This is a genomic window from Pseudomonas agarici (assembly GCF_001543125.1).
In the GTDB taxonomy this organism is placed as follows: domain Bacteria; phylum Pseudomonadota; class Gammaproteobacteria; order Pseudomonadales; family Pseudomonadaceae; genus Aquipseudomonas; species Aquipseudomonas agarici.
Map to the genome: position 1 here is coordinate 3962401 of NZ_CP014135.1, position 15231 is coordinate 3977631.

A 15231-nucleotide genomic window follows, 5' to 3' on the forward strand; every position below is an offset into this window, starting at 1 on the left:
GCGTTCAGCCATGACCATTCGACTCCCCAGCGCCATCAACCTGCACAAGGCCTCGAAAACCCTGACCCTCACCTACGGGCCGGGCGAGGAGTACCATCTGCCCGCCGAATTCCTGCGGGTGCATTCCCCTTCCGCCGAGGTCCAGGGCCACGGCAAGCCGATCCTGCAATCCGGCAAGCTCGGTGTGGGCCTGAGCAAGATCGAACCCGCCGGCCAGTACGCCCTGAAACTGACCTTCGACGACGGTCATGACAGCGGGCTGTTCACCTGGGACTACCTCTACCAATTGGCCTGTCGCCAGGATGACTTGTGGGCCGATTATCTTGCCGAACTCAAAGTCGCCGGAAAATCCCGCGACCCGGCCGAGTCGATTGTACGCCTCATGCTCTAGTGGCCTGTACGGTGAGTTCGTTAGCTCAAGTTCGGATGCCATAAGTCCCTGGCCAAGGCGCTGTGACGAGTCATAGCCGGGCTATGGCGAGCAACAGCAACGCAGGCCAGGGATTTAGGGCGCCGAAATGGACTCATAGAACTCACCACACAGGCCACTAGTGGCCTGTACGGGCATTTTGCCGTTTGGGGCGTATTTTCTAATTTGATCTGATTCAATACCCGCTGGCGGGCTAGTGGCCCGTGTGGCGAGTTGCGTTAGTCCACTGACATTCGCCCCGCCTGCAAAAAAATACACTCGGGTAACCCATGGAGCTGACCCATTGCGCATCGCTAACGATGTGCAACCAACCGGTCGCCCGAGCAGCAGTAGTACCTGGCATTCGTTGTGCCCAGTTGCACAGCTTTAGCCGGTACTCGTCTCAGGACAATGGAGCGTCTAGATGAGTGACAAAAATAGCGATGACCTCAAGCGCCAAGCCTTGGAAAACACCCTGGGCCTGAACCCCGTCGTCGGTTTGCGTAGAAAGGGCCTGCTGACTTCCGCACGCATGGTGTTAGCCCAAGCCATCAGGCAACCCGTCCATAGCGCCAGGCACATCGCCCATTTCGGCCTCGAACTCCAGCATGTGCTGCTCGGCAAATCGAGCCTGCAGCCAGACAGCGATGACCGCCGCTTCCGCGATCCGGCCTGGAGCCAGAACCCGCTCTACAAACGCTACCTGCAAACCTACCTGGCCTGGCGCAAGGAGCTCCATGACTGGATAGGTGACAGCTCACTCTCGCCCCAAGACATCAGCCGCGGGCACTTCGTCATCAACCTGCTGACCGAGGCCATGGCGCCGACCAACACCGTAGCCAACCCTGCGGCAGTCAAGCGCTTCTTCGAGACCGGCGGCAAGAGCCTGCTCGACGGCTTGGCGAATCTGGCCAAGGATCTGATACATAACGGCGGCATGCCGAGCCAGGTGAACATGGGCGCCTTCGAGGTCGGCAAAAGCCTGGGGACCACCGAAGGCGCGGTGGTGTTTCGCAACGACGTGCTGGAACTGATCCAATACGGACCGACCACCGAACAGGTGCATGAGCGTCCACTGCTGGTGGTCCCACCACAGATCAACAAGTTCTATGTCTTCGACCTCAGCCCGGACAAGAGCCTGGCGCGCTTCTGCTTACGCAGTCGCCAGCAGACCTTTATCGTCAGTTGGCGCAATCCGACCAAGGCTCAGCGCGAGTGGGGCCTGTCGACCTATATCGAGGCACTGAAGGAAGCCGTCGAGGTGGTCATCGCCATCACCGGCAGCAAGGACGTCAACATGCTCGGCGCCTGCTCCGGCGGTATCACCTGCACCGCCCTGCTCGGCCACTATGCCGCCCTCGGCGAACAGAAGGTCCGCTCCCTGACCCTGCTGGTCAGCGTGCTCGACACCACGCTCGACACCCAGGTTGCATTGTTCGTCGACGAACAGACCCTGGAAGCCGCCAAGCGCCATTCCTACCAGGCCGGCGTGCTGGAAGGCAGTGACATGGCGAAAGTCTTCGCCTGGATGCGCCCCAACGATCTGATCTGGAACTACTGGGTCAACAACTACCTGCTCGGCAATGAACCACCGGTGTTCGATATTCTGTTCTGGAACAACGACACCACCCGTCTGCCAGCCGCGTTCCATGGCGACCTGATCGAGATGTTCAAGAACAACCCGCTGGTGCGCGCCGATGCCCTGGAAGTGTGCGGTACCCCGATCGACCTGAAGAAAGTCACCGCCGACATCTTCTCCCTGGCCGGCACCAACGACCACATCACGCCCTGGAAGTCCTGCTACAAGTCGGCTCAGCTATTCGGCGGCAAGGTCGAGTTCGTGCTGTCAAGCAGCGGGCATATTCAGAGTATTCTCAACCCACCGGGCAATCCGAAGTCACGCTACATGACCAGCGAAGAAATGCCGGTCCAGGCCGAGGACTGGCAGGAAAATGCCACCAAGCACACCGACTCCTGGTGGCTCTACTGGCAGACATGGCTGGCCGAGCGCTCGGGCAAGCTGAAGAAGCCACCGACCAGCCTGGGCAGCAACGCCTACCCTTCGGCCGAGGCGGCACCGGGGACCTACGTGCACGAACGTTAAGGGTACAGGGACGGTGTGGCCCCCATCACCCGAGGCCGCGTCGGATCAGCCAAGCAGCTTCCATCACAGGGCTTCAAACATGCCGCAACCGTTCATCTTCAGAACCATCGAGCTGGATGGCCAAACCATCCGCACTGCGGTTCGCCCTGGCAAGCCTCATCTGACGCCCTTGTTGATTTTCAACGGTATCGGCGCCAACCTGGAGCTGGTGTTTCCGTTCGTCCACGCCTTGGACCCGGACTTGGAAGTGATTTCCTTCGACGTCCCCGGCGTCGGCGGATCTTCCACCCCGAGCCGCCCCTATCGCTTTCCCGGCCTGGCCAAACTCAGCGCCCGCATGCTCGACTATCTGGATTATGGCCAGGTCAGTGCGGTGGGCGTGTCCTGGGGTGGCGCCCTGGCCCAGCAGTTCGCCTACGACTACCCGGAGCGTTGCAAAAAATTGATCCTCGCCGCCACCGCCGCCGGCGCCTTCATGGTTCCGGGCAAGCCCAAGGTGCTGTGGAATATGGCCAGCCCACGTCGCTACCTCCAGCCGTCCCACGTCATTCGCATCGCCCCGACTCTGTATGGCGGCGCCTTCCGTCGTGACCCGCGCCTGGCCGCCGAACACGCGGCCCAGGTGCGTTCGGCGGGCAAACTGGGCTACTACTGGCAACTGTTCGCCGGCCTGGGCTGGACCAGCATTCACTGGCTGCACAAGATCCATCAGCCGACCCTGGTGCTGGCCGGCGACGACGATCCGCTGATTCCGCTGATCAATATGCGCCTGCTGGCCTGGCGCATTCCTAACGCCCAGCTACACATAATCGATGACGGTCATTTGTTTCTGATCACCCGCGCCGAAGCCGTGGCGCCCATCATCATGAAATTCCTCCAGGAAGAACGCCTGCGGGCCGTCATGCACCCGCAACCGGCGCCGTTCAAGCACACTTAGGGTCGGCCTGGGAGCCGGTGGCCTGTACGGCTAGTTCGGCGACCACAGCCCATGGCCAGGGCGCCGTGACCAGTCATAGCCTGCTTTGGCGAGCAACAGCAACACGGGTCAGGGGCTGGTGGCACCGACATTGGCTCCCAGAACCCACCACACAGGGCGCTAGTACTCACAGTAAACCCTCCGGCAGGACGCCGGCAGCGTGCAACAGAAGCCGGGGTCAACCCTATCGTTGGCCTGGTGAGATGTATCGGTTGATAGCTTGATGACGAAGGAGTGTTGCCTCATGCGAGACAAATCAGTGATGGATTCGCTACCCACCCTCGCCGCGTTCAGCAACGCGCAGGGGGCGATTACCGGTCTGCGTGGCCGGGACCTGCTGTCTACCCTGCGCAGCGTGGCTGGCCATGGCCTGCGCAATCCGCTACATACCGTGCGACATGCGCTGGCCCTGGGTGGCCAGTTGAGCAAAGTGCTGCTTGGCGAAGCGCCGCACAAACCCTGCCCCCGAGACCCGCGCTTCGCCGATCCGGCATGGAGCCTGAACCCGTTCTACCGACGCAGCCTGCAAGCCTACCTGGCCTGGCAGAATCAGGTCCGACAATGGATCGACGACAGCCAGATGAGCCACGACGACCGGGCCCGGGCGCACTTTATCTGCGCCCTGCTCAACGACGCGGTGGCACCGTCCAACACTCTGCTTAACCCGCTGGCGGTCAAAGAACTGTTCAACTCCGGCGGCAGCAGTATCGTGCGCGGCTTCGGCCACCTGATAAACGATCTGCTGCACAACGACGGACTGCCCAGCCAGGTCACCAAGCACGCCTTCGAAGTCGGCAAGACCGTGGCCACTACTCAGGGTTCGGTGGTCTTTCGCAACGAATGGCTGGAGCTGATCCAGTACCGCCCGATGAGCCGGAAGCAGTACGCGAAGCCTTTGCTGATCGTGCCGCCGCAAATCAACAAGTACTACATCTTCGATCTCAGCCCAGCCAACAGCTTTGTGCAGTACGCCCTGAAGAATGACTTGCAGGTTTTTGTGGTCAGTTGGCGCAACCCGGATGCACGACACCGCGAATGGGGCCTATCGACCTATGTCGAGGCGGCGCAAGCGGCCTTGAACGTTTGCCGGGCGATCACCGCCAGCAGCGAGGTCAACCTAATGGGCGCCTGCGCGGGCGGCCTGACCATTGCCGCCCTGCAGGGTCATCTGCAGGCTAAGCGGCAGTTGCACCGGGTCTCCAGCGCCACTTATCTGGTCAGCCTGCTCGACGGCCGGCTCGACAGCCCGCCCATGCTGTTCGCCGACGAGCAGACTCTCGAGGCCGCCCGGCGCCGCTCCTATCAACAAGGCGTGCTCGATGGCCGGGACATGGCCAAGGTCTTCGCCTGGATGCGGCCCAACGACCTGATCTGGAACTACTGGATCAACAACTACCTGCTGGGCAAGGAACCGCCGGCCTTCGACGTTCTCTACTGGAACAACGACAACACCCGTCTACCAGCCGCGCTGCACGGCGACCTGCTGGATTTCTTCAAGCACAACCCGCTGTGTCATCCCGGCGGCCTGCAAGTTTGTGGCACGCCCATCGACCTGCGCATGGTCACGGTCGACAGCTTCAGCGTCGGCGGCATTAACGATCACATCACGCCATGGGCGGCGGTCTATCGCTCGACCCTGCTACTGGGTGGCGAACGCCGCTTCGTGCTGTCCAACAGCGGCCATGTCCAGAGCATCCTCAATCCGCCGGATAACCCAAAGGCCAACTATATCGACAACCCGCAGCTCGGCGGCGATCCGCGGGCCTGGTACTACGATGGCAAGCAGGTAGCGGGTAGCTGGTGGACGCAATGGCTAGAGTGGATTCAGGCCCGTTCCGGCGCCCTGGAAGAAACTCGGATGAGGCCAGGCAACCCGAACTATCCCCCCATGGAAGCGGCACCCGGCACCTATGTGCGAGTGCGTTGACTATCACTGGACACGGCGGCCGGCAGTCGCGAAAAACTGTCGGATCGACCTAAGAAGACTGGATGAAAACCCGCGATCGGATTCTTGAATGTGCGCTGCAATTGTTCAACCAGAAAGGCGAACCCAATGTCTCGACAATGGAAATTGCCAATGAAATGGGGATCAGCCCAGGCAATCTCTACTACCACTTCCATGGCAAGGAGCCGTTGGTGCTCGGCCTGTTCGAGCGTTTCCAGCAAGAGCTGACACCATTGCTGGACCCGCCGGCGGATGTCGAACTGGCGCCCGAGGATTACTGGTTCTTCCTGCACCTGATCGTCGAGCGCCTGGCTCACTACCGTTTCCTGTTCCAGGACCTCTCCAACCTTGCGGGCCGCCTGCCCAGACTGGCCAAAGGCATCCGCAACCTGCTCAATGCGCTCAAGCGGACCCTGGCTTCGTTGCTGGCGCGCCTGAAAGCCCAGGGCTTTCTGGTCAGTGAAACCCAGGCATTGGGGCAGTTGGTGGAACAAATCACCCTGACGCTGCTGTTCTCGCTGGACTATCAACGGATTCTCGGACGCGAAGGCGAGGTGCGCTGGGTGGTGTATTCGATCATGATGCTGACGGCGCCCCATTTACAGCCCCCGGCCAGGCAGGTGACGGAGCAGATGGCATTGCGGTATCTCGAAGATCGCCAGTGACGGTAAGAAACAGCGTGGGCTCGGTCGCGGCGGCTGACCGACAGAGGACGCAAATCGCAATGCACAAACGAAAACGCCCGACCTTCACAGGCCGGGCGTTTCTGGTTCAGCGAACCACGACTCAGGGTTGCGGGGTGGATCCTGATGGAGCCGGTGCGACAACCGGAGCGGTGGGAGCGGTCGGGGTTGCCGAGTTCGCGGTCGGTGCGACAACCGGCTTGGCTGCGCCGGGCTTTTTTGCCGCAGCCGGCTTGGCGGCAGGTTTTGCTGCTGACTTGGACGTCGGCTTGGCGGCAGCTTTCGCAGCGACCGTTTTGGCCGCTGACTGGGTCGCCGCTTTCGCCACCGGCTTGGTCACGGCTTTGGCCGTCGCAGTTTTCGCCGCAGGCTTGGCGCCAGATTTGGCCGTAGCCTTGGTCAGTGGCTTGGCCGCCGTTTTCGCCGCGGGCTTGGCGGCTGTCGTTTTCGACGCGGTCGCAGTCAAGGCCTGACCGGTAAGCTTCTCGATTTGCTTGGTCAGGGTCTCGACCTTACTGTGCAGCGCCTTCACTTCATTGCGGCTGGGCACGCCCAAACGCGAAATGGCGCTATTGAGGCGCTTGTCGAAAGCCTCTTCCAGTTCATCCCACTTACCCAGTGCGCGATCCTTGACACCGCTGATGCGCGACTTGGCCGAACTGGCGGAGCCCTTGGCGGCCTCGGCGGTTTTACCTACGGCACTCTTGGTCAGTTTCTCGGCCTTCTCGCCGTCCTTTACCAGGGTCTCGAAGAGCTTGCTGCCGTCACTGTCGATCTTCGAGTACACACCTAAACCAGCCAGCCAGATTTTGCGGGAATACTCTTCAACCTTCCCGATCCACGAGCTGCCTTCCTTCTCAGTATTCTTTTTGCCAGCCATCCCGTTCTCCTTAATGTTTACGCGAGACACGTTGAAGCAACGCCGCCAACTCATCGAGCTTAGCAGAGAGTGTCTCCACGTCATGTTTAGACACAATTCCAATGCGATTCAAGACGCTGGCGGCACGCTTGTGGAAAGCTTTCGACACCTTGTCCAGTTGCACTTCGACCTTGCCCCTGAGACGGCTGACATCGTGTTGCACGTTGTCGATCTGGCTATTGGCGGCCTCAAGCTTCGCAGCAACAACCTTTTTCCCTTTTTTTTCAAAGTTTTGGCCGGCCTTCACGAGCTCGCTGAAATACTCGCCGCCTTCCCTGCCGACCTTGACATAGGCCCCAAGGCCCGCCAACCAGAGCTTACGGGCATAGACATTCGCGTCAGCCAGAGCGCTGGACTGAACCTCGGTTTTTTTCTTCAGACTGACTTTGGCCATGGTGCGCCTCACGCGAAATACGGTTGGAGGAACTGCCCACAGAAATTGGGGGCCATGCACAACGTAATCAGAAAAATTAGAATGGACACCCTAACCGTGCGCTTACCCTGGCGGCGCGGCGTGCCAGCCTCAGGCCAACGCCTTGTCCAATGCTTTCTCGATCTCGGCCTTGATAGTATCGCTCAAGGCCGACATCAACAGGCCCAGCTCAACATCCACGTTGATCCGATCCTCGGCGATCCGCACTTCACCGCTGACGCCGGAGCGCTTGAGGCTCACGGTATCGCCCGACCAGCGAGGCGCCAGGCCATATTGCTCGGCCAGTTTTTGCACCAACACTGCAGTTTTCTCACGAGCGCCTGCCAGACCAAGGTGGTGGGCACGCTCGACACTAATCCGGGCCATCGGTTGATTCCTGTTCTATAGAGATACGCCGGGCCGGTTTTGAATCAAGCTGGGTCAATCGGTCCCGGTGGCCCACTATACTTACATTCCGCCTTTGCCAAGACAAAGCCGGCCACCGGGATTAGAATGGCCCGCATTCTCTTCTGGTGACAGCGATATGACTGATCAGCGCAAAGGCAGCGATGCCGAACCCACCACCCACTTCGGCTTCAAGAACGTGCCGGAAAGCCAAAAAGCGGAAAAAGTCGCTGAGGTGTTTCACTCGGTCGCGGCCAAATACGACCTGATGAACGACGTGCTCTCCGGCGGCATGCATCGCCTGTGGAAGCGCTTCACCATCGAACTGTCGGGCGTGCGTACCGGTAACCGGGTGCTGGATATCGCTGGCGGAACCGGCGACCTGAGCAAAAAATTCTCGCGCCTGATAGGTCCCACCGGCCAAGTGGTGTTGGCTGACATCAATGCCTCCATGCTCAAGGTCGGCCGTGACCGCCTGTTGGACCTCGGTGTGGCCGGTAACATCGAGTTCGTCCAGGCCGACGCGGAGAAGCTGCCGTTCCCGGACAACCATTTCGACTGCGTGACCATCGCCTTCGGCCTGCGCAACGTCACCCACAAGGAAGACGCCCTGCGCTCCATGCTGCGGGTACTCAAGCCAGGCGGACGCCTGCTGGTACTGGAGTTTTCCAAGCCGACCAACGCGCTGATGTCCAAGGTCTACGACGCCTATTCGTTCGCCTTTATGCCCCTGGCCGGCAAGCTGATCACCAATGACTCGGAAAGCTATCGCTACCTGGCCGAATCGATCCGCATGCACCCGAACCAGGAAACCCTGAAGTCGATGATGGTGGAGGCCGGTTTCGACCGCGTGACCTATCACAACATGACTGCGGGCATCGTCGCCTTGCATCGCGGCATCAAGCCCTGATGGTGCTCAGCGGCCTGCTTGCCGGTGTCGAACGCGGCCTCAACCGGGTGCTGCGTCTGGACAGCACCGCCCTGGATCGGCTCGGGCACCTGGCCGGCAAGGTCATCGAGGTCGACAGCCCGGCCTTGAAGTTGTTTATCCTGCCTGGCAATGAGGGCCTGATGCTGGCCGCCCACTGGGCCGTCGACGCCGACTGCATTCTGCGCGCACCGACCACGAGCCTGTTGAACCTGGCCCTGAGCAGGGACAAGAGCGCGGTCCTGCACGGTCCGGATGTGCACCTGGAAGGCGACAGCGCAGTGCTGCTTGAACTCGCCGGGGTGCTGCAGGACCTGGAACTGGACTGGGAGTACGAACTCTCGCGCTGGCTGGGGCCCGTGGCCACGCAATTGATCAGCGCTCACCTGCGCAGCCGGGCCCACTGGTACCGCCAGGGGTTCGCCAGCCTCAACCAGAACCTCGCCGAATACCTCAGTGAAGAGTCCCGCGCCCTGGTCGGCAAGCACGAAGCCGAAGCCCATTTCGCCGAACTCGACCAGATCAAGCTAGATTTAGAACGACTCGAGGCGCGCTTCGAACGCCTCTCCCAATCCCTCGACTCCAGCGATAACGCATGAAGCTGCTTGCCGTCCGCCGTCTATTGCGCATCCAGCGCGTCGTGATCCGCTACCGTCTCGATGACCTGCTGTTCGAGTTACCCCTGCCCTGGTTCCTCCTGGCCTTGCGCTTCACCCTGCCGTGGCGCTGGTTCCCGCGCAAGCCACCGCAAGTGAGCCGAGGTGCGCGGCTGCGCTTGGCCTTGCAAGACCTGGGACCGATCTTCATCAAGTTCGGGCAGATTCTCTCGACCCGCCGCGACCTGCTGCCCGAGGACATCGCCGACGAACTGATGCTGTTGCAGGACCGCGTACCGCCATTCGACCCACAAAAAGCCGTGGCACTGATCGAGTCGCAACTGGGCAAGAAGATCAGTGAGGTCTTCAGCCGTTTCGACATCGAACCGCTGGCCTCGGCCTCGGTGGCTCAGGTGCATGCCGCCCAGCTGAAAAGCGGTGAGGAAGTGGTGGTGAAGGTCATCCGCCCCGGCCTCAAGCCAATCATCGCCCAGGACCTGGCCTGGCTGTTCATCCTCGCCCGCGCCGCTGAGCGGGTTTCCGCCGACGCGCGCCTGCTACACCCGGTGGACGTGGTTAGCGACTACGAAAAAACCATCTACGACGAACTCGACCTGCTGCGCGAGGCCGCCAACGCCAGCCAACTGCGACGCAACTTCGAAGGGTCGGACATGATGTACGTGCCCCAGGTCTACTGGGACTGGTGCCGGCCGAAAGTTTTGGTAATGGAGCGTATCCACGGCATCCAGGTCACTGACCTGGCGACCCTCGCCGACCAGCGCACCGACATGAAAATGCTCGCCGAGCGCGGTGTGGAGATCTTCTTCACCCAGGTGTTTCGCGACAGCTTTTTCCACGCCGACATGCACCCCGGCAACATCTTCGTCAGCACCGTCAATCCGTGGCGCCCGCAGTACATCGCCATCGACTGTGGCATCGTCGGCAGCCTGACCCCGCAGGACCAGGATTACCTGGCACGCAACCTGTTCGCCTTCTTCAAGCGTGACTATCGGCGCGTCGCCCAGTTGCACATCGATTCAGGCTGGGTGCCGGCACACACCAAACTCAACGAGTTCGAAGCCGCCATCCGCACCGTCTGCGAGCCGATTTTCGAGAAGCCGCTGAAGGACATCTCCTTCGGCCAGGTGCTGATGCGACTGTTCCAAACCGCGCGACGCTTCAATATGGAGGTTCAGCCGCAGCTGGTGCTGTTGCAGAAGACCTTACTCAATATCGAAGGCCTGGGTCGCCAGTTATACCCGGACCTGGACCTGTGGAGCACCGCCCAACCGTTCCTCGAACGCTGGATGCGCGAGCGGGTCAGCCCCAAAGCCCTGCTGGGCAACCTGCACAGCCAGGTCGAGCAACTGCCGCACCTGGCCGACATGACCCGCGACCTGCTCGAACGCCTGTCGCAACCTCACGCCGCCGATCCCGAACCGACCTGGAAAAAGCGCAAGAACGACTGGCCGCTGCGCCTGATCGGGTCACTGCACCTGGGCGGCGGTGCATTCCTGGCCGCTGGCGGGCCGCTGCACGAGTTGGGGCACTGGCCGGCGGCGATCATGGTGGCCATTGGTTTGTATCTGGTCGTGCGCCGATAGCCAGTGAGGCCGCCGGCTGGCAAACTGTTCATTCGCCGAGGCCCGACCACGCAGGTCGGACCCGGTTGTCGGAGTCGAAGATGAAAGACTGGCTGGACGAGATTAAATGGGACAGCGACGGCCTGGTGCCGGCCATTGCCCAGGATCACAAGACCGGGCGCGTACTGATGATGGCCTGGATGAACCGCGAGGCACTGCAACTGAGTGTCCGCGAAAGCCGGGCGATCTACTGGTCACGCTCGCGTGGCAAACTGTGGCGCAAGGGCGAGGAGTCCGGCCATATACAGCATTTGCATGAAATGCGCCTGGACTGCGATGCCGACGTGATTGTCCTGATGGTCGAGCAGGTCGGCGATATCGCCTGCCATACGGGCCGCCAGAGCTGCTTCTACCGCGTTTATGAAAACCACGGCTGGAAGACGGTCGACCCGGTCCTCAAGGACCCACACAGCATCTACACAGCTGGACACTGAACATGACTGACACCCTGACCCGCTTGGCCCAGGTGCTGGAGGAGCGCAAAGGCGCCGCCGCCGACAGCTCCTACGTCGCCAGCCTGTATCACAAGGGCTTGAACAAAATTCTGGAGAAGGTCGGCGAAGAGTCGGTCGAGACCATCATTGCCGCCAAGGACGCCGCCATCAGCGGCGATTGCAGCGAGGTGATCTACGAAACCGCCGATCTGTGGTTCCACAGCCTGGTCATGCTCGCCCAACTGGGGCAGCATCCGCAGGCCGTGCTGGATGAGTTGGACCGTCGCTTCGGATTGTCCGGACACGCCGAGAAAGCCTCGCGTCCGTCCGCCTGAACAACTTTTAGAGAGGAGCAGCACCATGGGCATTTTTGACTGGAAACACTGGATCGTCATCCTGGTTGTCGTCGTGCTGGTGTTTGGCACCAAGAAACTCAAGAACCTGGGCACCGATGTCGGCGAATCGATCAAGGGCTTTCGCAAGGCCATGAACGACGACGAAAAACCTGCCGAGCCGGCAGTACCGCCGGTCGCCCAGCCAACCGCGCCGATACAGCCACAGGCTACTGCCCAACAGAACACGCCGCACACCATCGACGTGCAGGCGCAGAAAGTAGAAGAGCCTCGCAACCACTCGTGAGCACTGCCTAATGTTCGGTATCAGCTTCAGTGAATTGCTGCTCGTCGGCCTCGTCGCCCTGTTGGTCCTCGGTCCCGAGCGTCTGCCAGGTGCGGCGCGCACCGCGGGCCTGTGGGTCGGGCGCCTGAAACGCAGTTTCAACGCGATCAAGCAGGAAGTGGAACGGGAAATCGGTGCCGACGAAATTCGCCGGCAACTGCACAACGAACACATCCTGTCCCTGGAGCAGGAAGCCCGCAAGATCCTCTCACCGCTCCAGGAACCGGCGAATCCGCTGCCGCCGGTCGCCCCGCAGACGATTCACCCTGCGGCCATGCCGACGCCGCCAGCCGAGCCATTGCCGGGCGATCCGCCGACGCAGGTAGAGACCGTTACTCCCGCGCCGACGCCCAGTGCGCCAGCTTCTCATGACCCTACTTTGCCGCCGCGAGCCCCATGAGCGATATTCCGGAAAACGACCAGCACATGCCGCTGGTTTCGCACCTCACAGAGCTGCGCACCCGTCTGCTGCGTTGTGTCGCGGTGATCTTCCTGATCTTTGCCGGGTTGTTCGCCTTCACCCAGCAGATCTACACCTTTGTCTCCACGCCACTGCGCCAGTACCTGCCAGCCGGGGCGACGATGATCGCCACCGATGTCTCGTCACCGTTTCTGACGCCGCTCAAACTGACCATGATGGTCTCGCTGTTCCTGGCGATCCCGGTGATCCTGCACCAGATCTGGGGGTTTATCGCGCCGGGTCTGTACAAGCACGAAAAGCGCATCGCCGTGCCGTTGCTGGTATCGAGCATCGTCCTGTTTTACACCGGCATGGCTTTCGCCTACTACCTGGTGTTCCCGCTGATCTTCAAGTTCTTCGCCGCCGCGACCCCGGCTGGCGTGGAGATGATGACCGACATCACCAGCTACCTCGACTTCGTCATGACCCTGTTCTTCGCCTTTGGCGTGGCCTTCGAGATCCCGGTGGCAGTGGTACTGTTGGTGTGGATCGGCGTGGTCGACGTCAAATACCTGAAGAAGATCCGCCCCTACGTGATCATCGGCTGCTTCGTGGTCGGCATGATCCTGACGCCACCGGATGTGTTCTCACAGACCTTGCTGGCGGTACCGATGTGGCTGCTGTTCGAGATCGGCATCCTGTTCGGTGGCCTGGTTCGCAAACGCAGCGACGAAGAGCCTGCCGACAGTGACGCCCAGCCGCCCGCCCCGCTGACGTGAACCTGCTGCTGCTGGAGGAGGCCGATTTTATTGCGGCCGACCTCGTCGTGCTGCGCGACCGGCGCCTGACCCATATGCAGGAGGTCCATCGCCTGGCGGTGGGCGACAACCTGCGGGTCGGACGTATCGGCGGCCTGATGGGCAGCGCCGAGGTGCTGCGCCTGGACGCCAGCGAGGCCGAGCTGCGGGTGATCCTGGATCGAGCGCCGCCGGCGAAACTGCCGCTGACCCTGATTCTCGCCCTGCCGCGCCCGAAAATGCTTCGGCGGGTGTTCCAGACCGTTGCCACCCTCGGTGTGCCGAAAGTGGTGCTGGTGAACAGCTACCGGGTGGAAAAGAGCTTCTGGCAGACGCCCTTCCTTGAGCCCGCAGCGATTCGCGAGCAACTGATCCTCGGCCTGGAGCAGACCCGCGACACCCTGCTGCCGGAAATTGTCATCGAGAAGCGCTTCAAGCCCTTTGTCGAAGACCGTCTACCGGCCATCAGCGCGGGCACCCTCGGCCTGGTCGGCCACCCCGGTGATTACCCCTCCTGCCCACGCGGCCTGGACGAGCCGGTGACTCTGGCCATCGGTCCGGAAGGCGGCTGGATTCCCTACGAGATCGAGCTGCTGGGCAAGGCCGGACTGCAACCGGTCCAACTTGGCGAACGCATCCTGCGGGTCGAGACCGCCGTCACCGCACTGCTCGCCCGGCTGTTCTGATCCGCCGACACCCTGCTGTTCGAGCCGGCGCCAGGCAGGTTGAGGCCCGACCAGTAAACTGGGAATCAAGGTCGGCCTTGCCATTCAGCGGACGGTTTTCAATTTTGAGCAGTCCTCCATCCAGTTACTCAAATTTCGTCAGCACGTATGCAATCATCAGCCAAACAGCACTCCCCACCAGCATCACTGATTTAATTTTCAGTAGCCGTTTAAGGTGAAGCGGGAAGTTTTTAAGATCGACAGGGTCCAACTCACCGACGCGAATGGATGATTTTGGCATCATAATCATTCCGGTGATTTTTGCTATTTCCAAAAGAGACCAAACCCAGCCTCGATTCCCCAGGCTCGGCCCCCAAATATAAATATAACGGCTGTTCTTCAATGCTTCCTTTATAGCGTCCAAGTGGCGGTGGCTCAGGTACAGACTGTAGCCCATACTCAAAATTCCAAGCAGAAATGGCCCACCGTTAAAAATGAGAAACCCCCAGACGGGCCAATTGCTAATCATGGCTGCACGGTCTTATACAATGTCTCGCCTACGGCCTCTCCTCTTTGACTACCGGCAATCGTACCCACCCATGTTCCAGTCCCGATTATGGCCGCGAAACAGGCGACACCCCCTACACCTGTAGAGGCACCAAGCGCCATGCAGATCGGAGCGCTGGCAGATTGGGCTATCCTTCCACCAATAAAACCACCAGCGGTGGACAGCCCGAATTTCCCCCCTTCAGTAAACCTGATCTTCTCGCAAGCCGCTACGGAGCCACTGTTACACACCTCCTGAATAGCCAGCACCGAGGACACGCCGCCAATGCCAATACCGATATAACCGCCTGTTTTCATATACTGAACAGCACGGCTGGTGGCATTTACATGCGTGGCATAACCGGGTATCTGTCCCGGTGCACCGGCCTTGTCCCAGTGATGTACCAGACTTCGGTTGGAAATACCCAGAGCTGTCTTCAGTTTGGGGTGATCGCCCAGGCTGGGCTGACCACGCAGGCGAGTGGAGTTCAGCAGGTGGGCATCCAACTGGCTGAGCAGATGCCGGCGCTCGGCGAAGAGTTGCGGCGATTTAAGGTGGCCGTGCTGATGTAGCTTTGCTGATGCAAGCGCTCCATCGCTTGGAGGGTGTCGCGCAGGCCGCTCAGGTGCCTTTCCATTACCATCGTGCTGACGCCCAGCCAGATTGAAGCATGGCCGGCAAAACTGGCAA

At 60.8% G+C, this 15231-nt stretch carries 19 protein-coding genes and 1 pseudogene; 14 read left to right on the top strand and 6 right to left on the bottom strand.

Annotated elements, in window-relative coordinates; translation table 11 throughout:
• The first annotated feature begins 16 nt into the window (after positions 1–16).
• The 5 genes from AWM79_RS17410 to AWM79_RS17430 all read left to right on the top strand — a co-directional run bounded on the left by AWM79_RS17410 (position 17) and on the right by AWM79_RS17430 (position 6099).
• Positions 17–391 (top strand): gamma-butyrobetaine hydroxylase family protein, encoded by a 375-nt coding sequence (locus AWM79_RS17410; protein ID WP_208599954.1) that lies wholly within the window; start codon positions 17–19, stop codon positions 389–391.
• A 442-nt stretch (positions 392–833) separates the two neighbouring features.
• Positions 834–2513, top strand: coding sequence for a class II poly(R)-hydroxyalkanoic acid synthase (gene phaC, locus AWM79_RS17415; protein WP_060783387.1), 1680 nt, complete (start codon positions 834–836; stop codon positions 2511–2513).
• A gap of 79 nt (positions 2514–2592) precedes the next feature.
• The gene (phaZ, locus tag AWM79_RS17420; RefSeq protein ID WP_017132768.1) at positions 2593–3450 is read left to right on the top strand and encodes a poly(3-hydroxyalkanoate) depolymerase; all 858 of its coding nucleotides are present in this window, start codon (positions 2593–2595) and stop codon (positions 3448–3450) included.
• Between the two features lie 283 nt (positions 3451–3733).
• Positions 3734–5416 carry a class II poly(R)-hydroxyalkanoic acid synthase gene (gene phaC, locus AWM79_RS17425; protein ID WP_060783388.1) on the top strand — a complete coding sequence of 561 codons (1683 nt, stop codon included), beginning with the start codon at positions 3734–3736 and terminating at the stop codon, positions 5414–5416.
• Between the two features lie 62 nt (positions 5417–5478).
• Entirely contained in the window at positions 5479–6099 is a 621-nt protein-coding gene (locus tag AWM79_RS17430; protein ID WP_017132771.1) for a TetR/AcrR family transcriptional regulator, read from the top strand.
• A 121-nt stretch (positions 6100–6220) separates the two neighbouring features.
• Here the strand turns inward: AWM79_RS17430 and AWM79_RS17435 are convergent, their stop codons facing one another.
• The 3 genes from AWM79_RS17435 to AWM79_RS17445 all read right to left on the bottom strand — a co-directional run bounded on the left by AWM79_RS17435 (position 6221) and on the right by AWM79_RS17445 (position 7835).
• Complete coding sequence (locus tag AWM79_RS17435) at positions 6221–6997, bottom strand: phasin family protein (RefSeq protein WP_017132772.1); 777 nt, start codon at positions 6995–6997, stop codon at positions 6221–6223.
• Positions 6998–7007: 10 nt separating this feature from the next.
• Positions 7008–7430, bottom strand: coding sequence for a phasin family protein (locus tag AWM79_RS17440; protein WP_060783389.1), 423 nt, complete (start codon positions 7428–7430; stop codon positions 7008–7010).
• Positions 7431–7559: 129 nt separating this feature from the next.
• Positions 7560–7835: a polyhydroxyalkanoic acid system family protein gene (locus AWM79_RS17445; RefSeq protein WP_017132774.1), complete on the bottom strand. Its 276-nt coding sequence runs from the start codon at positions 7833–7835 to the stop codon at positions 7560–7562.
• A gap of 157 nt (positions 7836–7992) precedes the next feature.
• Here AWM79_RS17445 and ubiE point away from each other — a divergent pair, with 157 nt between their 5' ends.
• The 9 genes from ubiE (at position 7993) to AWM79_RS17490 (ending at position 14015) form a co-directional block, all read left to right on the top strand.
• Positions 7993–8763: a bifunctional demethylmenaquinone methyltransferase/2-methoxy-6-polyprenyl-1,4-benzoquinol methylase UbiE gene (gene ubiE / locus AWM79_RS17450; protein ID WP_060783390.1), complete on the top strand. Its 771-nt coding sequence runs from the start codon at positions 7993–7995 to the stop codon at positions 8761–8763.
• A complete protein-coding gene (locus tag AWM79_RS17455; protein WP_060783391.1) occupies positions 8763–9380 on the top strand; it encodes a ubiquinone biosynthesis accessory factor UbiJ in 618 nt (205 codons plus the stop codon). Before ubiE ends, AWM79_RS17455 begins: the two co-directional genes overlap by 1 nt.
• Positions 9377–10981, top strand: coding sequence for a ubiquinone biosynthesis regulatory protein kinase UbiB (gene ubiB, locus AWM79_RS17460; protein WP_060783392.1), 1605 nt, complete (start codon positions 9377–9379; stop codon positions 10979–10981). Before AWM79_RS17455 ends, ubiB begins: the two co-directional genes overlap by 4 nt.
• Positions 10982–11061: 80 nt before the next feature.
• The gene (hisI, locus tag AWM79_RS17465; protein ID WP_017132778.1) at positions 11062–11454 is read left to right on the top strand and encodes a phosphoribosyl-AMP cyclohydrolase; all 393 of its coding nucleotides are present in this window, start codon (positions 11062–11064) and stop codon (positions 11452–11454) included.
• A gap of 2 nt (positions 11455–11456) precedes the next feature.
• Complete coding sequence (locus AWM79_RS17470) at positions 11457–11789, top strand: phosphoribosyl-ATP diphosphatase (RefSeq protein WP_017132779.1); 333 nt, start codon at positions 11457–11459, stop codon at positions 11787–11789.
• 25 nt (positions 11790–11814) lie between these two features.
• Positions 11815–12093 carry a twin-arginine translocase TatA/TatE family subunit gene (locus AWM79_RS17475; RefSeq protein WP_017132780.1) on the top strand — a complete coding sequence of 93 codons (279 nt, stop codon included), beginning with the start codon at positions 11815–11817 and terminating at the stop codon, positions 12091–12093.
• Between the two features lie 10 nt (positions 12094–12103).
• Positions 12104–12532, top strand: coding sequence for a Sec-independent protein translocase protein TatB (gene tatB, locus AWM79_RS17480; RefSeq protein WP_060783393.1), 429 nt, complete (start codon positions 12104–12106; stop codon positions 12530–12532).
• Entirely contained in the window at positions 12529–13311 is a 783-nt protein-coding gene (gene tatC / locus AWM79_RS17485; protein WP_017132782.1) for a twin-arginine translocase subunit TatC, read from the top strand. Before tatB ends, tatC begins: the two co-directional genes overlap by 4 nt.
• Positions 13308–14015, top strand: coding sequence for a 16S rRNA (uracil(1498)-N(3))-methyltransferase (locus tag AWM79_RS17490; RefSeq protein WP_017132783.1), 708 nt, complete (start codon positions 13308–13310; stop codon positions 14013–14015). The genes tatC and AWM79_RS17490 overlap by 4 nt, the downstream gene beginning before the upstream one ends.
• Before the next feature lie 124 nt (positions 14016–14139).
• Here AWM79_RS17490 and AWM79_RS17495 read toward each other — a convergent pair whose 3' ends face one another.
• The 3 genes and pseudogenes from AWM79_RS17495 to AWM79_RS25680 all read right to left on the bottom strand — a co-directional run.
• Positions 14140–14523, bottom strand: coding sequence for a hypothetical protein (locus AWM79_RS17495; RefSeq protein ID WP_060783394.1), 384 nt, complete (start codon positions 14521–14523; stop codon positions 14140–14142).
• Complete coding sequence (locus AWM79_RS25420) at positions 14520–15047, bottom strand: hypothetical protein (protein ID WP_244159571.1); 528 nt, start codon at positions 15045–15047, stop codon at positions 14520–14522. The genes AWM79_RS17495 and AWM79_RS25420 overlap by 4 nt, the downstream gene beginning before the upstream one ends.
• Positions 15029–15231 (bottom strand): annotated as a pseudogene (locus AWM79_RS25680) (hypothetical protein); the annotation flags it as partial. The pseudogene AWM79_RS25680 and the gene AWM79_RS25420, both read right to left, overlap by 19 nt.